This is a genomic window from Asanoa hainanensis, assembly GCF_900188485.1.
GTDB classification, from domain to species: Bacteria; Actinomycetota; Actinomycetes; order Mycobacteriales; family Micromonosporaceae; genus Asanoa; species Asanoa hainanensis.
On record NZ_FZPH01000011.1, the window covers coordinates 164,503 to 185,179 of the forward strand.

19 protein-coding genes are annotated in these 20,677 nt (G+C 72.4%); 7 read left to right on the forward strand and 12 right to left on the reverse strand.

Annotation, left to right across the window (positions count from 1 at the left end; all coding sequences use genetic code 11):
• Positions 1-9 precede the first annotated feature (9 nt).
• The 3 genes from CHC05_RS41640 to CHC05_RS25395 form a co-directional block, all read right to left on the reverse strand.
• A complete protein-coding gene (locus tag CHC05_RS41640; protein ID WP_179266357.1) occupies positions 10-168 on the reverse strand; it encodes a hypothetical protein in 159 nt (52 codons plus the stop codon).
• A 74-nt stretch (positions 169-242) separates the two neighbouring features.
• Positions 243-731 (reverse strand): hypothetical protein, encoded by a 489-nt coding sequence (locus tag CHC05_RS25390; protein ID WP_089253074.1) that lies wholly within the window; start codon positions 729-731, stop codon positions 243-245.
• Positions 732-833: 102 nt separating this feature from the next.
• Entirely contained in the window at positions 834-2,708 is a 1,875-nt protein-coding gene (locus tag CHC05_RS25395) for a M6 family metalloprotease domain-containing protein (protein ID WP_089253075.1), read from the reverse strand.
• A 230-nt stretch (positions 2,709-2,938) separates the two neighbouring features.
• Between CHC05_RS25395 and CHC05_RS25400 the strand changes: the two genes are divergently transcribed.
• Together CHC05_RS25400 and CHC05_RS25405 are read left to right on the forward strand one after the other, a co-directional pair.
• Positions 2,939-4,375, forward strand: a complete 1,437-nt coding sequence (locus CHC05_RS25400; protein WP_089253186.1) for a serine/threonine-protein kinase — start codon at positions 2,939-2,941, stop codon at positions 4,373-4,375.
• 171 nt (positions 4,376-4,546) lie between these two features.
• Complete coding sequence (locus CHC05_RS25405; RefSeq protein ID WP_089253076.1) at positions 4,547-4,912, forward strand: recombinase zinc ribbon domain-containing protein; 366 nt, start codon at positions 4,547-4,549, stop codon at positions 4,910-4,912.
• Here CHC05_RS25405 and CHC05_RS25410 read toward each other — a convergent pair.
• From CHC05_RS25410 to CHC05_RS25430, 5 genes are all read right to left on the reverse strand, one after another.
• Positions 4,869-5,075 (reverse strand): hypothetical protein, encoded by a 207-nt coding sequence (locus CHC05_RS25410; RefSeq protein WP_089253077.1) that lies wholly within the window; start codon positions 5,073-5,075, stop codon positions 4,869-4,871. The genes CHC05_RS25405 and CHC05_RS25410 overlap by 44 nt on opposite strands.
• A gap of 74 nt (positions 5,076-5,149) precedes the next feature.
• Positions 5,150-6,724 (reverse strand): malate synthase A, encoded by a 1,575-nt coding sequence (aceB, locus tag CHC05_RS25415; RefSeq protein ID WP_089253078.1) that lies wholly within the window; start codon positions 6,722-6,724, stop codon positions 5,150-5,152.
• Positions 6,721-7,998: a (Fe-S)-binding protein gene (locus tag CHC05_RS25420; protein WP_089253079.1), complete on the reverse strand. Its 1,278-nt coding sequence runs from the start codon at positions 7,996-7,998 to the stop codon at positions 6,721-6,723. Before CHC05_RS25420 ends, aceB begins: the two co-directional genes overlap by 4 nt.
• A complete protein-coding gene (locus CHC05_RS25425; protein ID WP_179266358.1) occupies positions 7,998-9,107 on the reverse strand; it encodes an FAD-binding oxidoreductase in 1,110 nt (369 codons plus the stop codon). The genes CHC05_RS25420 and CHC05_RS25425 overlap by 1 nt, the downstream gene beginning before the upstream one ends.
• Before the next feature lie 40 nt (positions 9,108-9,147).
• Positions 9,148-10,599 (reverse strand): FAD-linked oxidase C-terminal domain-containing protein, encoded by a 1,452-nt coding sequence (locus tag CHC05_RS25430; protein ID WP_089253081.1) that lies wholly within the window; start codon positions 10,597-10,599, stop codon positions 9,148-9,150.
• Between the two features lie 108 nt (positions 10,600-10,707).
• On the opposite strand from CHC05_RS25430, the gene CHC05_RS25435 reads away from it, so the two are divergent.
• Entirely contained in the window at positions 10,708-12,222 is a 1,515-nt protein-coding gene (locus CHC05_RS25435; RefSeq protein WP_089253082.1) for an Nramp family divalent metal transporter, read from the forward strand.
• A gap of 52 nt (positions 12,223-12,274) precedes the next feature.
• On the opposite strand, the gene selB is transcribed toward CHC05_RS25435, so the two are convergent.
• Positions 12,275-14,257 (reverse strand): selenocysteine-specific translation elongation factor, encoded by a 1,983-nt coding sequence (gene selB / locus CHC05_RS42140; protein WP_218824675.1) that lies wholly within the window; start codon positions 14,255-14,257, stop codon positions 12,275-12,277.
• 36 nt (positions 14,258-14,293) lie between these two features.
• Here selB and selD point away from each other — a divergent pair, with 36 nt between their 5' ends.
• Positions 14,294-15,292 (forward strand): selenide, water dikinase SelD, encoded by a 999-nt coding sequence (gene selD, locus CHC05_RS25445; RefSeq protein ID WP_089253083.1) that lies wholly within the window; start codon positions 14,294-14,296, stop codon positions 15,290-15,292.
• 126 nt (positions 15,293-15,418) lie between these two features.
• On the opposite strand, the gene CHC05_RS25450 is transcribed toward selD, so the two are convergent.
• The gene (locus CHC05_RS25450; RefSeq protein WP_089253084.1) at positions 15,419-16,360 is read right to left on the reverse strand and encodes a serine/threonine dehydratase; all 942 of its coding nucleotides are present in this window, start codon (positions 16,358-16,360) and stop codon (positions 15,419-15,421) included.
• Positions 16,361-16,392: 32 nt separating this feature from the next.
• On the opposite strand from CHC05_RS25450, the gene CHC05_RS25455 reads away from it, so the two are divergent.
• Entirely contained in the window at positions 16,393-17,544 is a 1,152-nt protein-coding gene (locus CHC05_RS25455; protein ID WP_144022763.1) for an ankyrin repeat domain-containing protein, read from the forward strand.
• 54 nt (positions 17,545-17,598) lie between these two features.
• A complete protein-coding gene (locus CHC05_RS25460) occupies positions 17,599-18,417 on the forward strand; it encodes a class I SAM-dependent methyltransferase (protein ID WP_089253086.1) in 819 nt (272 codons plus the stop codon).
• Positions 18,418-18,760: 343 nt separating this feature from the next.
• On the opposite strand, the gene CHC05_RS25465 is transcribed toward CHC05_RS25460, so the two are convergent.
• On the reverse strand, positions 18,761-19,633 hold the full coding sequence (locus tag CHC05_RS25465; RefSeq protein WP_089253087.1) for an ROK family protein: 873 nt from the start codon (positions 19,631-19,633) through the stop codon (positions 18,761-18,763).
• On the reverse strand, positions 19,630-19,971 hold the full coding sequence (locus CHC05_RS25470; RefSeq protein ID WP_245871213.1) for a winged helix-turn-helix transcriptional regulator: 342 nt from the start codon (positions 19,969-19,971) through the stop codon (positions 19,630-19,632). The genes CHC05_RS25465 and CHC05_RS25470 overlap by 4 nt, the downstream gene beginning before the upstream one ends.
• A 61-nt stretch (positions 19,972-20,032) precedes the next feature.
• Between CHC05_RS25470 and CHC05_RS25475 the strand changes: the two genes are divergently transcribed.
• Positions 20,033-20,674: an NAD(P)-dependent oxidoreductase gene (locus tag CHC05_RS25475; protein WP_179266359.1), complete on the forward strand. Its 642-nt coding sequence runs from the start codon at positions 20,033-20,035 to the stop codon at positions 20,672-20,674.
• The last annotated feature ends 3 nt before the right edge of the window (positions 20,675-20,677 follow it).

A 20,677-nucleotide genomic window follows, 5' to 3' on the forward strand; every position in this document is an offset into this window, starting at 1 on the left:
GGGCCAAACCTAGATCAGCGACAGCCAGCCCGGCCGCCCGGGCCAGCAGGAGCAGCACCAGGACCCAGACCACCGAGATCCACGGTACGCCCAGCGGAGCGCGGTGTTGTCGAGATAGTTCGCGATGACCAGCACCGCGACCACCGCCACGAACCACCGAACCCGCACGCAGACCAGTGTCGGGGGGTTGGCACAGGTCGCGCGCGGGTTCGGCGTCCAAGGGTAGGGGTGCTACCTGAGGCTTACTTCGATTCGTGACCGCCCGGGCCACCGCGGAAGCCGTGCCAGCCACCGCCCCAGCCGCCGGCACCGCCGCCGGGGAAGACGCCCTTCTCGGCGGCAGCGATGATCGCGTCGGCCTGGGCCTGGGTCAGCTTGCCGTCCTTGACCGCCTTCGCGAGCCGATCCTTCAGCTGGTCGGCGCGGTCCGACTTGGCGTCGGCGGCGAGGTCCTTCTGCACCTTGGTCAGGGCGTCCGACACCTTCTTCTGATCGATGCCGAGCTCCTTGGCCAGGGCCGCGGCCAGCTTCTCCTGCCGGTCGGCCTGCGCCTTCTTCGCCTTGTCCTGCCAGTCCTTGCCCGAGTCCTTGTGAGCCGGGGCCGACGAAGACGTGGACGGCGCCGGTGACGGGCTGTCATTGGTCGCCGCGAAGGCCGGGACGCTGATCCCGACCGCCAGCAGGCCGGCAGCACCGGCACCGACCAGCGCGATCTTCTTCGGTCGTCGCATGAGTTTCTCTCCAAGCCAGTAGGGGACCTGGAGCACTCTGCGTTATCTCGCTGGGGGAAACATGAGGACCGGCTATGAACTTCCTGGCAAATATGGACGAACTTACGTACCTACGGTGATCTCGATCCGCCAGCGGTCGAGCGTGCCGGCATCGTCCTGTGAAAAGTCGGTCACGCGGAGCAACCATGGCCCGGCGACCGGCTGCCCGACCATCGGGGCCAGCGCCGACGGTGGCTCGCTGTCGAGCTCCACGTGCAGGTTGCGCCCGGTGCGCACCCGGTCGTGCAGCACCGCCCGGCGCCCGGTCGGCGACAGCAGCACGATCCGCAGGTCGCCCGCGAACGGGTGGGTGACGTCGGCCTCGAAGGTCATCGACCGCACGGTGCCCGGCGAGTCGAACGTGATCGTGTCGGCGACCCCGTTGGCGTCGCCGTCGGGGATGGCCACCCGCGGCTCGGACTTGCCCACCACCGTGGCGCCGGCGTCACCGACCTCGCCGACCAGGAACGAGATCACCTCGCCGGGCGCGCTCACGTCGGAGATGGTCAGGCCCGACTCGGTGCCGTCCCAGCGGCGGGTCGCCGGCCTGGTGGAGTGCGAGACCGCCGTGCCCTCGACCCGGCCGAACAGGTCGCCGCCGTCGCCCTGGTTGGCGTTGGCCTCCAGGTCGAGGTGGCCGTCGGCCTGGAGCACCGCGCACTGGTAGTGCTGCTCGCGGGTGCCCTGCTGGAACTCGTTGGAGCCCCGGATGTCGCAGTGGTAGACGGCCAGCCCGCTGGACGGCAGGTGCGTGTCGAAGCCGGCCCGCGAGCGGTTCTCCACCAGGAAGTACTCGTTCTCGAGGTCGGTCCGGTAGCGCAGCACGGTGTCGTAGTCGCCCTGCTTGGCCTCGAACCGGCCGCCCGCGTTGAGGTCGACCTCGGTGCCCGTCCAGCCGACCAGGTGCCGCAGGTAAGCGCTGATCGGCGCCGGCGTCTTGCCGCGGTCGAGGTGGTTGCCGGCGCCCATCACGCAGTACATGCCGACGCCCGCGCTCTTGAAGTCGTCACCCTCGCGCTCGGCGAGCCCGTAGTCGTAGAGGTCCGGGAAGCGGCAGAGCATGTGCCCCGCCTCGTGGCAGAACGTGCCGATGCTCAGGTCCTCGGCCCGCCGCCCGGCGCTCGTGACGATGTAGAGCTCGGTGCGCACGCCGTTGTATTCCTTGCGGTGCACGAAGTTGTGCGGCCACAGGTCGCCTTTGTATTCCGTCTGGCCCGCGTACATGATGCACAGCGAGTCGACGATGCCCTCGTCGCACGAGTCGAAGCGGGACAGGTCGACCCCGGCGTCGACGGCGAGCTGGATCGCCTCCGGGACCAGCAGCCCCTCGGTGTTCGCGTAGGCGAGCCGGGGACGGCTCATCCGGTACGGACCAACCACCACGTTGCCGAAGTCGAGCCGGCCGGTCGACATGGTCTGGAAGTAGCCGCGCACCGAGCCCGCGTTGCCGCCACCGGTGTAGCCGGACCCGTTGAGCAGGCCGTCGACCTCCGCCATGCCCACCGCGGCCGGGGTGTCCGGAAAGTCCACCAGAATGGTCAGACCGGTCACCGTGCCGGAACTGAGCCGCCGCCCGGGCAGCAGCCCGCCGCTCGGGCCGAACGTCAGGAACTTCTCGCGACCGCCGGCCACCTCCCCCGGCGGCACCATGGCCTCGTGGCGAGCCTTTACCCGACCGTTACGAACGGCCGTGGCCTCGTGCAGGTGCCGCTGGACGCCGCTCGGCGGCGGCCCGGCGTCCACCCGCCGGCCGGTCGAGGCGAAGCTGCCCGAGTCGAGGTCGGCGTAGCAGTAGGCGCCTGCCTCGTGGTCGTAGACGGCGGTGTAGCCCTCCGGGGTCTCGTACCGCGCGTACATCTCGTCACCCAGCACGACCAGCGCGACATCGTCGCCGTCGCGCTGCTGGAACCGCAGGGTCTCACCGAAGATCGCACTCACCGGACACCGCCTTCGCCTGTGGACGGACCGACGCTAGTCGGGCGCGGAGGTGACGGCAGTCACGGATCGGACATCGATCGTGACACCGCCCGGTCGGGTAACGCTGTCCGTTCGGACGGACCCCCGCGCCCCGCGTCGAGTCGCCCCGGGCCGCTAAGGTTGCGCGGGGGGAGGGCACAGGCTTGCCCTGGCGGGGCGTAACACCTCGCAACACGGGGTACGGAGGCATGATGCTCAATCCCGGAGACGCGCTTGGCGGGCGCTACCGGCTGGACGAGCCCATCGCCAGCGGCGGCATGGGTGAGGTCTGGCGTGCCCGCGACGAGGTTCTCGGCCGCACCGTCGCCGTCAAGGTGCTGCACCCCCGTGCCGTCGGCGACCCCGGCTTCAGCGCCCGGTTCCGCGGCGAGGCACGCACCATGGCCACCCTCCGCCATCCCGGTGTGGTCGACGTCTACGACTTCGGCGAGGACACCGACCCCGACGGCAAGACCGTCGTCTACCTGGTCATGGGCTTCGTCGATGGTGAGTCCCTGGCGCAGCGGATCAAGACGGTCGAGCGGCTCAGCCCCGCCGAGACGATGGCCATCGTGGCGCAGACCGCGCACGCCCTGCAGGCCGCGCACGACGCCGGTGTCGTGCACCGCGACGTCAAGCCCGGCAACCTGATCGTCCGCCCGGACGGCCAGGTCGTGCTGGTCGACTTCGGTGTCGCGCGGTCGGCCGAGGCGGCCGAGCTGACCGGGGTCAACGAGCTCGTCGGCACCGCGCTCTACATGGCACCCGAGCAGGTCGCCAAGCGGCCGATCACCCCGGCCACCGACATCTACGCGCTCGGCGCGGTCGCGTACCACTGCCTGTCCGGGCACCCGCCCTTCATGGGCGACAACGCGCTGACCATCGCGCTGTCCCATCTCGACGAGGAACCGCCGCCACTGCCGGACGAGGTGCCGCAGGCGGTGCGCACGGTGATCGCGACCGCGATGGCCAAGGACCCCGAGGACCGGTTCAAGAACGCCTCGGCCATGGCCCAGATCGCCGAGGCCGCGATGGGGACCCGGACCTCCGACACCGCGGTCGCGCTGACCCGGGCGGGCGCGACGGCGCTGCTCGCCGGCGGGCCGGCCACGACCCGACCCCGCCCGGGGTACGCGCCGGGATCGGCGGGAGTGGGCCGAGGAACCGGCGACACGTTCGCCGGCAGCGATCCCCGCACGACCGGCAGCCGGACGGGCATCGGCACCGCGCCGGGCGGCCCCGGCGGGCTGCCGCCCGGCCGGCGCAAGCGCCTGAGCGCCACCCACCGGGCCGGCATCATCGCGACGGCGGTGATCGGGGTCGCCGCGGTGGTCATGGCGGTCGCGCTGGCCAACATGGGCGACAACAAGAAGGACGGCAGCCCGACGCCGACGCAGCCGGCCGAGCAGTCCGTCGACCCGACCTTCGTGGACCCGACGGTGACCAGCAAGCCGTCGGACGTCGAGCCGACGAAGCCGCGCAACACCAACTCGCCGAAGAACAACAACCCTCCGGCGACCACCAAGCCGACCGCGACGGCCACCGCACCACCGGACGACGAGCCGACCGAAGACCCGCCGACCACGCAGCCGACGTCACCGCCGGCCTCCGATCCACCGAGCGAACCGCCGGCGGGCGGCAACCCCTGAGCAAGTCGCGCACGGCATTGGCAATCTGCAAGTTGCGCCTGGTCAGGCACCCGATCGGGATCGTTTGATCGGCGTACGCCATGGGCCGTGCGGACGCGATCGGCCGCCGGAGTGGCATGGGTGCGGCGTCCCACTGTGACGGTGAACACCCGGTGAATAACCTGGTGACCAATGGGAACCGAAAACGCGCAGGAGCCCGCGGTCGCCCGCGGGCTCTGCAATGGCCTTGTCCACTGCGGCACCTGTGGCGCCGACATGACCGCCGAGACGATCCGAGGTCTCCGGCGGTACATCTGCCGGTGCAGCCGGGCCGTACCCGCCGACGAGCTCGACGTGCTGGTGCTGGGCCGGCTGTACGACCGCAGACGGTCGTCGGGCCAGGTCGACCCGGTGCGCCTCTGCGACGAGGCCCACCTGGTCGACACCTACCTGCGCGGCGTCACGGTCGGCGCGGACTGGACGCGTCCGGCGATCCGCTGGGCCGAGCCGGCCGCTACTTCGACGGCTGCGGAAGGGCGCAGTCGAGCTTCGGGTTGATGCCGAAGTAGTTGAGCGGGCCCGCGACGATCGTCACGATGGTGTTGCCGGCCTCGGCGCAGTTCGTGTCCTCGTTGCTGAAGTAGCCGCGCTGTCCTGCCGCGATCGCGCCGATGATCAGCCAGATCACGACGATCAACCCACCGATTCCCGTGGTGCGCACAGTTCCTCCCAGGTCCACTGTTCCCGCGTTGCGCGGGTGTGGCCTGATACCCGGTCTGTGCGACCCGGCAAACCCTAGAGAATCTCGTATGCGTCGGTCGTGAGGAACTCGGGCATCGTGTCGCCGAGCGTCACCGCGGTGAAGACGGCCCTGGTCTCGTCGGGGCGGCCCTTGTGCCAGACGTCGTCGCCGACCTCGGCCCGGATCGTCGCCATCTCCTCGTCGAGCACCTGGGCGACCAGCTCCCGGGTGACCTGCCGGCCGTCGTCGAGGGTGACGCCGTGCCGGATCCACTGCCAGAGCTGGCTGCGGGCGATCTCGGCGGTGGCCGCGTCCTCCATCATGTTGTTGATGCCGGCCGCGCCGCGACCCGACAGCCAGAACGAGATGTAGCGGAAGCCGACGTTGACGTCGTTGCGCAGCCCGGCCTCGGTGATCGCGCCCGGTGTCGCGGCCGCGTCGAGCAGGTCGGCGGCCTTGGTCGCGACGTCGTCGCGCTGCCGGTCGATCTGGTTCGCGCGCTCCCCCAGCACGGCGTCGAACTCCACGGTCGCGACCGGCACGAGGTCGGGGTGGGCGACCCAGGTGCCGTCGAACCCGGCGCCCGCCTCGCGCCGCTTGTCGGCCCGCACCGCGTCGATCGCGCGCTCGTTGGCCGCCGCGTCGGTGCGCGACGGGATCAGCGCCGCCATGCCGCCCATCGCGAACGCTCCGCGCCGGTGGCAGGTGGCCACGAGCAGCTCCGTGTACGCGCGCATGAACGGCGCCGTCATCGTCACCGAGAGGCGGTCGGGCAGGACGAACGCCGGGTTGTCGCGATAGGACTTGATCATCGAGAAGATGTAGTCCCAGCGGCCCGCGTTCAGCCCGTACGAGTGGTCGCGCAGCTCGAAGAGGATCTCCTCCATCTGGAACGCGGCCGGCAACGTCTCGATCAGCACGGTGGCGCGGAAGGTGCCGTGCGGCAGGCCGAGCGCCTCCTGGGTGAAGCCGAACACCTCGTTCCACAGCCGGGCCTCGAGGTGGTGCTCCATCTTCGGCAGGTAGAGGTAGGGCGCCTTGCCCCGGTCGAGTAGCGCCTGCGCGTTGTGGAACGCGAAGAGCCCGAAGTCGACCAGCGAGCCGGACGCGGTGGTGCCGTTGTCGGCCACCAGGTGCTTCTCCGGCAGGTGCCAGCCGCGCGGCCGCACCAACAGGGTCGCGACCTGCTCGCGCAGCGCGTAGTGCCGGCCGTCGGACGAGTCGTAGGTGATCGTCCCGCGTACCGCGTCCATCAGGTTGGCCTGCCCCTCGACCTGGTTGCTCCAGGTCGGGCTGTTGGCGTCCTCGAAGTCGGCCATGAAGCCCTTGGCGCCCGAGTTCAGCGCGTTGATGACCAGCTTGCGGTCCGTCGGGCCGGTGATCTCGACCCGGCGGTCGGCGTAGTCCGGCCGCGGCGGCACGACCCGCCAGTCGCCGCCGCGCACGTCGGCGGTCTCCGGCAGGAAGTCGGCCGGCGCGGCCCGGTCCCGGCGGGCGTTGACCAGCTCGCGGCGGCGGGCGTCGAAGCGGTCGTGCAGCGCGCCGAGGAAGTCGACCGCCTCGGCGGAGAGGATTTCGGCGCGGCCGCGCTCGCTCAGGTCGGGGTGGTCGACGGCGCGCAGCGTCATGGCGCGACTCCTCGGATGGATGCGTCCAACAGGGTCATCGGATGGTAGATCGGAACGGCCCGGTCGCGGCCCAGGTGGGCGGTGATCTGCAACGCACAGCCGGGGTTGGCGGCCGCGATCGCGTCGGCGCCGGTGGCGGCCAGGTTGTCGGCCTTGCGCTTGCCGAGCTTCGCCGCCGCGTCGGGCTGGAGCAGGTTGTAGATGCCGGCCGAGCCGCAGCACAGCTCCCACTCCTTGGGCTCGACCAGGGTGATCCCCGGGATCCCGCGCAGCAGCGCCCGCGGCGGGATCCGCACGCCCTGGGCGTGCGCCAGGTGACAGGCGTCGTGGTACGCCAGCTTCAGCGTCACCGGATGCCGGGCGGCCTGGGCCGGGTGGGCGTCGAGCAGCTCGTGCACGTCCCGCACCTTGGCCGAGAACGCTGTCGCCCGCGCGGCCCACGCGGGGTCGTCGGCCAGCAGGTGCCCGTAGTCCTTCATCGCCGAGCCGCAGCCGGCGACGTTGACGGCGATGGCGTCGAAGCCCTCGTACGCGGCGATCGTCTGCCGGGCCAGCGCGAGCGACTCGGGTTCGAGGCCCGAGTGGAGCTGGAGGGCGCCGCAGCAGCGCGGCTTGCGGGGCGCGTGCACCTCCCAGCCCTCGGCGGCCAGCACGCGCACGGTGGCCGCGTTGACGTCGCCGTACAGCACGCGCTGGACGCAGCCCTGCATGAACGCGACCCGGCCGCGCTGCTCGACGCCCGTGTCCGCCGGTGTGACCATGGCGAGGCGCTGGGTCGCGGCCCGGACCGGCACCTTGGGGGCGAGGGACAACAGCGCGCCGATCCGGGTACGCAGGGCGCGGTCACCGAACATCCGCGCGAGCCCCAGCCGGCCCTGGGCGGCGATCGCCGGCACCATGGCGCGCAGCCGGCCGGGGTGGGTGAACAGGGCGAAGATGGCCTTTCGGTGGAGCCGCTCTTTGCGCGAGCGCAGTGGGCTGCGCTCGACCTGCGGGCGGACCTGCTCGATCAGCCGGTCGTACTGGACGCCGGACGGGCACGCGGTGACGCAGGCCATGCAGCCCAGGCAGCGGTCGAAGTGCTCCACCATGGACGATGACAGCGGGTCCTCGTGGCCCACCCGCATCAGCAGGATCCGGCCGCGCGGCGAGTCCATCTCGTTCTCGAACACCGCGTAGCTCGGGCAGGTGGGCAGGCAGAAGCCACAGTGGACGCAGTCCTTGATGAGCTCCGGGTCCGGCGGCCGGCGCCCGTCCCACGCGGTGTCGGTCATCAGATGCCTCCCACGTACGTGCCGGGGCGGAACGTGCCGGTCGGGTCGAAGCGGGCCTTCACCCGGCGCATCAGGGCCAGCGTGCCCGGGTCCGGCTCGGGCCAGGGCGCATCGACCAGGCGGGCGCCGTCGAGCACCGCGGCCTGGTGGGGGCTTAGGGCTTCGCGGGTGGCCTCGACCCGGTCGGCGAGGTCGTCGCTCTCCGGGAAGGACAGCCAGGAGACGCCGAGGGCTGCCCGGGAGACGACGGTGGCGGCGCCGGCCGCGGCGATGACCGCGGGAAGGTCGGTCGGGAGCGCGGACACCTTGACCACGGCGGCGCCGCGTTGGGCGGCGCGCTGGGCGGCCCAGATCGACTCGTCGTCGAGCACGACGTCGGTGTCCACGGCGTTGTCCGCCAGGTGCTTCGCGGCGTGGGCGGCCCGTTCGGGCGCGGTGACGCCGCCGAACCGGACGAGGAGGCGACCGGCGTCTTTGCGCCAGGAGACGTCGAGGGACATCGCCTCCAGGGGGTGGCGGGACATCGCGAGCACGGCTCGGGTGAGCACGGCCGGGTCTTCCGTGCCGGCGACCAGGGTGGCGGTGCGGGCCGGCAGCGGGTGCAGGCGGAGGGCGACCTGGGTGACGAGGCCGAGCGTGCCGTACGAGCCGGCGAACAGCTTGCCCAGGTCGTACCCGGCGACGTTCTTGATGACCGTGCCGCCGGAGCGGGCGACCGAGCCGTCGGAGAGCACCACGGTGATGCCGATGACCAGGTCGCGGACGCCGCCGTAGCGGTGCCGGGCCGGGCCCGAGTCGGCGGTGGCCACGAGGCCGCCGACCGTGCCGCCGCGGTCGGGCGGGTCTAGCGCCAGCCACTGGCCCTCCCGGCCCAGGTGGCGTTGCAGGTCGGCCAGTGGCACGCCGGCCTGGACGATCGCGGTGAAGTCGCCGGGGTTGTGGGCGACGATCCGGTTCAACCCTCCGGTGTGGACGGTCACGGTGCCGGCGGCGTCGTCGCCACCCCAATCCTTGCGACTGTCCTGGCCGGCCGGGCGTATCGTGGCGCCTTGGCTCGAAAGCTCTTTGATCGTGGCCGCGGCTTCCTCGATGCTGTTAGGCGTCGTCATGGCCCGCTTCGCGGGCACCGGACCTCCAGGCTGTGCCATCTCAGAATCGCTCCGCGATTCCGGCCGCTTCGAGAGGATGCTGCCGGTACACGCCGGGGACCTCGCCGCAGAGCCGGGGTGTCGGCATCACCTTGCCGGGGTTGGCCCGGCCGTCCGGGTCGAAGGCGCAGCGCAGGCGTTGGAACGCGGCCAGGTCGTCCTCGCCGAACATCTTGGCCATGTGCTTGCGCTTGTCGACGCCGACGCCGTGCTCGCCAGTGATCGAGCCGCCGGCCTCCAGGCACACGTCGAGGATCCGTCCGGCCAGCTCCTCCGCCTGGGCGGCCTGCCCTTCCACGGCGGCGTCGAAGCAGACCAGCGGGTGCAGGTTGCCGTCGCCGGCGTGGAAGACGTTGGCCACGGTCAGCCCGTACTCCGCGGCCAGCTCGTCGATCCGGACCAGCACGTCGGGCAGGGTGGTGCGGGGCACGACGCCGTCCTGCACGAAGTAGTTGGGCGAGATCCGGCCCATCGCGGGGAAGGCTGCCTTGCGGGTCTTCCAGAACAGCTGGCGTTCGGCCTCGTCGCGGCTGACGCGCACGTCATCCGAGCCCTGTGCCGCGCAGATGGTGGTGACCTCCGCGAACTGGGCGTCGCACTCGGCCTCGGCGCCGTCGAGCTCGACCAGCAGCGCCGCGCCCCGGCCCACCGGGTAGCCGGCGTGGGCCATCGCCTCGGTCGCCTTGATCGTGGTGGCGTCCATCATCTCGATCGCACCGGGCACGATGCCGGCCTGGACGATCGCCGAGACCGCCTCCCCCGCCTGCCGGGTCGAGTCGAAGAACGCGACGAGGGTACGGGTCGCCTCCGGCACCGGCACCACCCGCAGCCAGATCTTCGTGGCCACCCCGAGCGTGCCCTCGGAGCCGACGAACGCGCCGAGCAGGTCGTACCCGGGCGGGTCGAGCTCCTTGCCCCCGATGGTGACCAGCTCGCCGTCGGGCAGCACCACCTCGAGCCCGGTCACGTAGTTGGTGGTGAAGCCGTACTTGAAGCAGTGCGCGCCGCCCGAGTTCTCCGCGACGTTGCCGCCGATCGTGCAGACGATCTGGCTGGACGGGTCGGGCGGGTAGAAGAAGTCCGGACCGACGGCGGCGGAGACGGCCGCGTTGGTGACGCCCGGCTCGACGCAGACGCGGCCGTTGTCGAGGTCGATCTCGAGGATGCGGGTGAGCCGGGACAGCACGATCAGCACGCCGTCCTTGACCGGCAGCGCGCCTCCGGACAGGCCGGAGCCGGCGCCGCGAGCGACCCAGGGGACCTTTTCTTGTGCGCAGATCTCGACGCAGGCGCGCACCTCCTCGGCGGTGCCGGGCAGCACCGCCAGGCGCGGGACCTGCTGGTATTGCAGGAGGCCGTCGGACTCGTACGTGCGCAGATCATGTTCGTCGAGCAGCAGCCAACGATCGCCGACCACCCGGCGGAGCCGCTCGACCAGTTCACGCCCGTCCATCCCCCTGACCTTACGCCCGCACGACGCCTGTCGCGCCTGTTGCCTTGACCGCCATTCATATACGACTATGGATCTCTGCCCGGGGGCACTCCCACGCGAGGAGGCGCCATGGACCAAGCGTTCGACGTCCGTCCCTCATCTGACGACACGAGGCCGCTCGGCGTGAGCCGGCCGCCGCTGGCCGTCGCCGACCTGCCCGATCCCGAGGAGGTGTTCGGGGTCCGTCGGATCGGGCCCCGAGAGCTGTTCCAGTACGCGTTGGGGCCGAGCCTGATCGCGCTCGGCATCTCGATCGGCAGCGGCGAGTGGCTGCTCGGCCCGCAGGCGGTGGGCCAGTACGGCTTCGTCGGCGTCGGCTGGGTCATCCTCATCTCGGCCGTGCTGCAGACGTTCTACAACGTGGAGTGTTCGCGCTATGTGCTGGCTACCGGCGAGGCGCCGGTGGTCGGCTGGGGCCGGGTGCCGCCCGGCTTCAAGCTCTGGGTGCCGGTCTCCGTCTTCGTGATCATCTTCGCGTTCATCGCGGGCGGCTGGGCGGCTGCGGCGGGCCAGGGCGTCTACGCGCTCGTGCACGGCGCGATCCCGCCGTCCGGCGCCGAGGAACCGCGCCTGTGGGCGATCGGCCTGCTGGTGCTGGTCTTCCTGATCACGGTGGCGGCCAAGCGAATCAGTCGCGCGCTGGAACTGGCCAACTGGATCATGGTCGGCTCGGTCCTCGTCGGCCTGGTGCTGATCGACCTGTTCGTGGTGCCGTTCGAGCTGTGGTGGGAAGGCATCCGCGGCTTCTTCACGCCGGCGGCCCCGCCGGCGGGCATCACGGCCACCCAGCTCGGCGGCCTGGCCGGCTTCACGGCGTTGGCCTCCGGCCTCAACTGGTACGTGATGGGCCACTACCGCGACAAGGGCTACGGCATGGGTTTCCGCACGGGCTACATCTCGGGCCTGCGCGGCGACCGCAAGGAGCTGCTGGCCAGCGGCGTCACGTTCCCCGACGACGCGGCCAACACGGCGCGCTGGAAGCGCTGGTACCGCCTGCTGCTCACGGACATGTGGGGCATCTTCTTCGTCGGCGCGATGCTCGGCATGCTGCTACCGACGATCCTGATGGCCCACGCGGTCGAGATCTCGGGAAACCGGCCGACGGCGGCGTCGGTCCCGACCTTCGTGGCGTCGGCCCTGGACGCGGAGTACGGGCGGTGGATGTTCTATCTGGCGCTGGTCCTTGGCGTGCTGGTGTTGTTCTCGACCCAGCTCGGCATCTTCGAGGGAATGGTGCGGGTGGTCACCGACGCGGCGCACGCCACCAGCCCCAGGCTGCGCCGCCTGCTCGAAGGAGACCCGCGCCGCTTCTACTACCCGTTCATGTTGCTGCTGCTGGTCGTGATCGGGGTGGTGCTGCACCTGGCGGTCCCGGTCAACCTGGTCCAGTGGTCGGCGAACATGTCGAACTTCGGGGCGCTGATCTACCCGTTCATGCTCATGTACCTCAACGCCCGCCTACCGAAGGCCGCCCGACCCCGGCCGTGGCACTACGTCCTGCTGGGCATCAACGTGGTCTTCTTCGGCTTCTTCTTCATCAACTTCATCGCCGACTTCTTCGGCGACCCACTGGTCGTCTTCTGATCCGTCTCCACCCCCGGGGAGAGGTCCGCCGGCCTTCGCGGCCGGCGGACCTTCACGAACCACCGGCGACTGACCGGCGGTCGTCGGAGTCACGGACGGTCGCGCCTCGGCGGTCGAGCAGTTCCAGCAGGGGTACGGCGACGCGACGCGTGGTGTCGAGGGCCTGTCGGGCGGCGCTGAGCGTGAAGGGCTGCGGTATGCCGCGCAACACGTCGACAGCGCGCGCCACCGACTCCGGCGGCAGGACGATACCGTCGGCGATCTTCACCAGGGCTCCGGCCCGGACGGCGACGGCCAGCTCGCGCGGACCAAGACCGACCGCCCGCAGCCGATTGGCGTCCGGTGCATGGAACGGCCTGTCCGCGAGCTCTGCGGCAAGCTGGTCCAGCGCGCCCTGGATAGGCGCCGGCAGACCGGGCCCACGCGGCCGCCCGACCCGGCCGTCGCGCGTGGTCAACGGCTCGACGACCAGTGCCTCCACCAGCGCCCGATCGGGCAGCGCGAGCACCCGCCGAAGAGCGTCGAGAGGCATGCCGGCTTCGAGCGGATGCGCCGCCGCGTAGCGATCAACCTCCTGGACCAGGCGCCCACCGAGCCGCTCCCAGAGCACCGGGTCGACATACCAGTCACCGGCGATCGGTCCCACCGGCCCGGGCGTCGAGTCCGCCTCGGACGGGGTCGTCTGGTCGGCGAGCCGGTCGCCATCACCCAGCGCGGTCGCGGGCGCCGCAACCCGGCTATCGTCACCCCGCGCAGCCGCAGGCCCGCCAAACCCTCCACCACCACCCCGCGCGACCGCAGGCCCGCCAAGCCGTCCGCCGACCCCGGACGCGGCAGCCGGGTCGCGGCGCTGCTCGCCGGCCGTGGGCGGTGGCGGCACGGGGACGCCCAGGGTGCGTAGTTCGGCGCCCGTCAGGAGGCCGCGCCGGCGGAGCTCGCTGGCCGCGTCCGGGCGACCGTCCATGGTGGCCAGTTCAATGCCCCGGGCCGCCGCCGCTCCCCTGCGGCGCAGCGCAGGTGGTAGCGGGTCCAGCACCGTGACGCCGCCCGCGACGTGGTGGCGGCCCGGATCGCGGAGCAGGGCTCGGTCGCCGATCCGGAGCGGCAGTGGCCTGCCCAGGCGCAGGCGCGCCGTGTCCTTGCCCAGCGGGCGGACGGTGGCGGCCACCGCCGCCGAACCGACGTGGAGCACCAGGCTGGCCGGCAGGTCGGCTACCGGGTCGCCGTGTACCCGCACGTCGACCAGGTCGGTGTGCCGGAACGCGCCCGGGGTGAGCAGCGCGTCGCCGCGGCCGACCGCTTCCTTCGGCACGTTGCGCAGGTTGACCGCCACCCGCGCCACCGCCGAGACCTGGTCGGCCGGGCGACCCAGCGAGTGCAGGCCCTTGACCCGCACCGTCCGGTCGCCCAGAGCCAGCGTGTCGCCGGCGCGCAGGGTGCCGGCGCCGAGCGTGCCCGTGACGACCGTGCCGCTGCCCTGGATGGTGAACGCGCGGTCGACCCAGAGCCGCACGGGCGCGACCGGGTCAGCCGGTGGCAGCGCGGCGGCCAGGCGGTCGAGCGCGGCCCGCAGGTCGTCGAGGCCCGCACCGGTCGCACCGCTGACCGCGACCGACTCCACCGCGCCCAGCGACGTCTTCGCCAGCTCCTCGGCGGCCTGCCGGCGCGCCGGCTCCGGGTCGGCGAGGTCGGCCCGGGTGACCACGAGCAGGCCGTGCGTGACACCGAGAGCGTCGAGGGCCGCGAGGTGCTCGGCCGACTGCGGCATCCAGCCCTCGTCGGCCGCGACCACCAGCATGGCGGCCGGGACGGGTCCGACGCCGGCCAGCATGTTCGGCACGAACCGTTCGTGGCCGGGGACGTCGACGAACGCGAGCGTGGCGCCGGACGGCAGGTCGGTCCACGCGTACCCGAGGTCGATCGTCATCCCCCGCCGCCGCTCCTCTGCCCAGCGGTCGGGCTCCATCCCGGTGAGCGCGCGGACCAGCGTCGACTTGCCGTGGTCGACGTGACCCGCCGTGGCGACGACGTGCACCCCGCAACTCTGCCACCGTCGGGGCAGGATTGACGCATGACCTACCGGCTGACCCAGTACGCGCACGGCGGTGGCTGTGCCTGCAAGATCCCGCCAGGCGAGCTCGAGTCCGTCGTCGCCGGCCTCGTGGGCGGCACTCCCCCGGACGGCCCGGGCGAGTTGCTGGTCGGACTCGACGACGGCGACGACGCGGCGGTGGTCCGGATCAACGGCGACACCGCCGTGGTCGCCACCGCCGACTTCTTCACGCCGGTGCTGGACGACGCCTACGACTGGGGCCGCGTCGCGGCGGCCAACGCACTATCCGATGTGTACGCGATGGGCGGCACCCCCCTCGTGGCCGTCAACCTGCTCGGCTGGCCGCGCGACGTGCTGCCGATGGAGCTCGCGGCCCAGGCCCTGGCCGGCGGCCTCGACGTGGCCCGCGAGGCCGGCTGCCACGTCGCCGGCGGGCACAGCGTCGACGACCCTGAGCCGAAATATGGCATGGCGGTCACCGGCATCGCCGACCCGGCGAAGCTGCTGCGCAACGACCGCGGCGCCGCCGGGATGCCGCTCACCCTGACCAAGCCCCTCGGCATCGGGGTGCTCAACAGCCGCCACAAGCAGACCGGCGAGGTCTTCCCGGAGGCGGTCACGGCGATGACCACCCTCAACCGCGACGCCTCGGCGGCGGCGTTGAAGGCCGGCGCCGTCTGCGCCACGGACGTGACGGGCTTCGGGCTGCTCGGCCACCTGCACAAGATGGCGCGCGCCAGCCGCGTCACCGCCCGCGTCGACGCGGCCGCCGTGCCGTATCTGGCCGGCGCCCGCGACGCGCTCGCCGCCGGCTATGTCAGCGGCGGCTCGAAGCGCAACCTCGACTGGGTGCGCCCCCACCTCGACCCAGGCTCGATCTCGGAAGACGACCTCCTCCTGCTCGCCGACGCCCAGACCTCGGGCGGCCTCTTGGTCGCCGGCGAACTGCCGGGCTATCCCGTGATCGGCGAACTCCTGCCACCCCGTCCCGACGGCGTGACGCTGGAGGTGCGCTAGCGGGCGGCGGACCAGATTGACGCTCATGGTGATGAGTACCGGCCGGACGCCCGAAGGTTCACCGAACGTAGAGATAAACGCGGGACGCGGTCGACGCTCGCGGTAATGAGTAAGGTTCGTCGAACCTTAGAGATCGACTGCGGTCGTGTTGGCGCCGCTCAGGACGAAGACGGGGACCTCGTCGGGGGCCGGTGAGTAGCGGCCGCTGAGGAGGGCGGCGAAGGCCGTCGCGCCTCCCGGTTCGACCACCACCCGCAGCGTCTCCCACAGGGCCCGCTGCGCCGCGCGGATCTCGTCGTCCGAGACCAGCAGGACGTCGCGGACCCCGGCGGCGATCACCGGGTACGTGTTGACGCCGATCCGCAACGGCGCCAGCGAGTCGATCGCCACGCTGCCCACCGGCGCGTCCACCGGCGACCCGGCATCGAGGGCGGCCCGCAGCGTCGGCGCGCCGGTCGGCTCGACCCCGTAGACCGGGCCGGGGTGGCCGGCGACCAGGCCCGCGAGCAGTCCGCCACCGCCGACCGCGGCCAGCAGGGTGGTCGGGCCCGGCACTTGACGGGCGACCTCGACCGCGATCGTCCCCGTGCCGAGCATCGTCTCGATCTCGTCGAACGCGTGCAGCCGCAGCGCGCCCGACGTGGCCCGGAAGCGCTCGCTCGCCGCCAGCGCGTCGTTGTAGCTGGCGCCCTCCACGACGAGCTCCGCCCCGTATCGCCGGATCCGTTCGATCTTGGCCGGTGACGAGACGGTCGGCACGAAGACGTGGACCGGAACGCCCAGGGCGCGGGCCGCGTACGCCGCCGCGGCGCCGTGGTTGCCCCCGGACGCCGCGACGACGCCGGCCGGCGGCACCGGCCGCAGCAGCAGGTTGGCGAACGCGCCGCGGGCCTTGAAGGAGCCCGAGTGCTGGAGGTACTCCAGCTTGAAGACGAGCGGGCCGGGCGACAGGCCGAAGTCGGCCCGGTCGACGGTCAGAACGGGAGTTTCCCGGACGTACGGACGGATCAGGTCGGCGACCCGCGCGATCTCCGCGCCGGTCACCAGCTCGAGCGCGGTGCTGGTCACCCGCCCGACCTTAGACCGGCTAGGTTGGGGTGGTGCAGCCGCCCGGTGCCGCGTACCTCCGACTGGCCTGCCTCTCCTACGACGAGGTCGACGACCAGGCGCCCCAGCGCGCCGCGGCCGCTGCCCGGATCCTGGCCGACCAGCCGGACCTGGCGCGCACCGACCCGCACGTCGCGGCGGCCGCGTCCGATGTGGACTCCCTGCGGGCGCTGCTCGACGCCGACCCGGCGGCCGCGAGCCGGGCGGGCGGCCCGTACGACTGGCCGCCGTTGCTCTATCTCTGTTTCGCCCGGCACGACCCCGCGCTGGACGAGGCGGCCGTGCTGGCCACCGCCAGGCTGCTGCTGGACGCCGGCGCCGACCCGAACGCGCGCTTCCTCTGGCGCGGCCTTGACCCGCCGTTCACGGCCCTGACCGGTGCGTTCGGCGGCGGCGAGCGGGGCCAGCCACCCCACCCGCACGCGACGGCGTTGGCCCGCGTGCTGCTCGACGCGGGCGCGGACCCCGACGACGGCCAAGCCCTCTACAACCGGATGTTCACCGCGGACGACAGCCACCTGGAACTGCTTTTCGCGTACGGCCTGGGCGACCCGGCCCTGCTGCGCTACCAGCTGAAGTGGGCGGTGACGCATGGCATGACCGCACGGGTACGGCTGCTCGCCGCACACCACGTCGACGTCACCACGCCGTTCGAGGGCGGGCCGACCCCGGCGGTGCTGGCGCTGACGTCCGGCTACCCGGAGGTGGTCGCCGCCCTGGGGGTGCCGGCGCCGGAGCTCGCGCCGGCCGACGCGTACGTGGCAGCGGCCCTGGCCGCCGACCGCGCGGCCTGCGCGGCGACCGACCCGGCGCTGGTGGCGACGCTGCGGGCCGACCGGCCCGGCCTGGCGGTCTGGGCCGCCACCCATGGCCGCCCCGGCGCGGTCGGCCTGCTGCTCGACGCGGGTTGGCCGATCGACGCGCTGGGCCGCAACGACGTACCGAGCGACGACCCGTGGCAGACGGCGCTGCACGCGGCCGCGGAGGCCGGCGACGTGGCGCTGGCCCGCGACCTGCTGGCCCGCGGCGCCGACCAGACCGTCCGCGACGCCCGCTTCCGCGCGACGCCGGGCGACTGGGCCCGGTTCTTCGGCCACACGGAGGTGGCCGCTCTCCTGACCCCCACCGACCCGGACGGGTCTTGAATCAAATTCCTTTTTGTGGTACGATGTCCATTCTTGGTGGCTAGCCTTCGCTCCGTGCAGACCGCCCTTCTCGCAGCCGCCGCCCGCGCCGCCCACCGCCTCGTCGACGGCGCACCCCGGATCCTCGACGACCACCTGGCCGAGCCGTTGCTCGGCGACCGGGCCGACGAACTGATCGATTACCACCGCCGGCATGGCGACCACCCGATCCTGGCCGGCGCCCGCGCACAGACGGTGCTGCGCAGCGCGTTCGCGGAGGCCGCCCTGGGTGTCTTCGTCCATCGTGGACCGTCGCGGTACGTGCTCCTCGGCGCGGGCCTCGACAGCTCTCCGTACCGGCTGGACCTGACCGGGACGCCGGTCGTCGAGCTCGACCACCCGGATAGCCAGTCCGCGAAACGGGCGGCTCTGTCGGCGGCGGGCGTCGACGCCCGCCACGTGACGTTCGCGCCGGTCGACCTGGCAGCCGGCGAGCCGCTGCCGGCCCTGGACCGCTCCCGACCGACGTTCGTGAGCTGGCTCGGCGTGGTGATGTACCTGTCGCCGACCGAGGTGGACCACATGGTCGCCCGGCTCACCAGGGCGCTGGCGCCAGGCTCGGAGCTGGTCTTCGACCACATGCTCCCGCCGGCGTTGCGGGATGCGGACGGCAACCTCTACGCGGAGCAGGTCAGCGCCGTGGCGGCCGCCGGCGGCGAACCGTGGCGCTCCACCTGGTCGCCCACGGAGGCGGCCGCCCTGCTGGCACGGCACGGCTGGCAGGTGCTGGCCCAACCGGACGCCCGCGCCGCCGTCCGGGCCTCGATGTGGTCCCGCACCGACTCGCTGCGCCCGCTCGGCCTAGCGGCCCTCACCCATGCCCGACTCACCTGACCGCAGGCCCGCGACGCCGACTCGAAGTCGCTCCGGAGCCAGCGCGGACGTTGCCGCCAACCGTCCGGTACGGCCCCCAACAGGACCCACGCGGAAGCCGCTGGGTCGGCGGGGTCCGACTACGTCAGGTCGTCGGCGAGCCCGCTGCGGAAGGCCGTCCGCCAGATGCCGCGACCCGGCCGTTCAGTCGGCTTGGCCGGGCTCCAACCGGGTCGATCACGCGTTGGCCGATCGGCCTGGCCGGCCACGTTTCGACCCGAACCGACCGCACCCGGATCAGTCCCGGCTGGCCCGCCCTCGACCCAGACCAACCACACCTCGGCCACCACCTCTGGCCAGGCAGTCAGGCCAGGCCGGCTGGGCTCCGGCCCGAGCGATCAGCCCCGTCGGCCAACAGCCGCTCGGCGAGGTCCAAGGCGCCCAACACGACGATGTTGCCTCCGTCCTCGGACTGTCGGACGGTGCAGGCCCGCCAGAGTTGCGGCAGCGCGTGCTCCTCGGCGGTCGTCAACGCTGCCCGCAGGTAGCCCGGGAAGTCGAGCGTGCCGCCTGCCAGCAGGACCGACTGCGGGTTCAGCAGGTTCACGACCGTTGCGATGGCTCGGCCCAGTGCCTCGCCGGCCACGCGGACCGTCATGACGACCTGGGGATCGGCGGCGCGCAGGGCGGCGTGGATGTACGTCGGTGTCAGCCCGGTCGCGGACAGGATCGCGGCGCCGCCGGCTACCTCGTCGAGTCGGCACGTGCCGCCGCCCGGTGCCTGGACCGGGATGCTGCCCAACTCGCCCGCCCAGCCGCTGACGCCGTTGACGACGCGGCCGTCCGCCATCCAGGCCATCCCGATCGCCGTGCCGGCGACGACGACCGCCGCTGTGGCGTTGGTCGGCAGCGTCCGGCTCGTGTGGGCGAGGGCGGCGCGGATGTCGTTGACCAGAATCTGGGGCACACCGAGCAGGTCGAGCGGCCGCCAGCCGGACAGGTGCGGCAGCACGTCCGAGATTTCGACGCGATCCGCGTCGACCAGGCCGGGCACCGCCACGCCGAGTGCCGACGGCGCCTCCGGCAGCGCACCCGCGAACGCCCGGATGTACGCCTCGATCTGGTCGGGAGAGGCTGAGGGTCCGGTCGGGACCCGCATCGAGCGCACGAGCGATCCGTCCGGGCCGCGGGCCGCCAGGAGCATCTTCGTGCCGCCGAGGTCGACGCCGACGATCATGTCGCGCGGGCCTCGAGCACCGCCGGCTGGTGGGCCGCTGTCCAGGCGCAGATGGCGGCCAGCGGTTCCAGCAGGGTACGGCCGAGCGGGGTGAGTGCGTACTCGACTCTTGGCGGATTCGTGTCGTACGCGGTGCGGGTGATCAGGCCGTCGCGTTCCATCGCGCGTAGCGACTCCGTGAGGACCTTCGCCGTGATGCGCAACGGCACGATCAGCTCGCCGAAGCGGCGTGGGCCGTCGCGCAGGCACACGATGATCTTCGTCGTCCACTTGTCACCGATGCGGATCAGCGGGCGGCCGGGTAGGCAGTCGCTGAAGAGGTCGGGATCGAGGGTCACACCCGCAACCGTAGCCAGTTTCGTTGCGGTAACCGGCATACCGGGGGCTAGCGTCCGCGCCATGAAGAGCATCATCGTGTTCGGTGCCGGTGGGCGGGCCGGGCGTCGCGTCGTCGCCGAAGCCCGCAGCCGCGGTCACCACGTCACCGCCGTCGTCCGCGAGACCGCGCGCCATCCCGACCTCGAACACGCCATCGCCGGCGACGTGACCGACGCCCGCCGGGTGGCCGAGCTGAGCGAGGGGCACGACGCCGCCGTGCACGCCGCCGCCCGGCTCGACGTGCCCGCCGCCGAGTTCTTCCCCGACGCGGCAAACGCGCTCGCAAAAGGCCTGGCGCAGGCCGGCGTGCCACGCCTCGTTGCGATCGGCATCGGCACCACCCTGGAAACCGCGCCCGGCCGGCCAGTCCACGACGCGACCGACTTCCCGGCCGAACACCGCGCGTTCTCCCTGGGCCACGCCCAACAGATCGACGTGCTGCGCGCGGCCGGCGAAACCCTCGACTGGGTTCTGCTCGTGCCACCGCCGACCCTGCTCGACGACACGACGAACGGGACCGGCACCTACCGGACCAGCACGAACAACCAGGTCCTACCGACGAGCGACACCCTGTTCGCGTACGCCGACCTGGCGCGTGCCGTGGTCGACGAGATCGACCGGCCGAAGCACCATCGTGCGACGGTCACGGTCGGAAAGATCTAGACG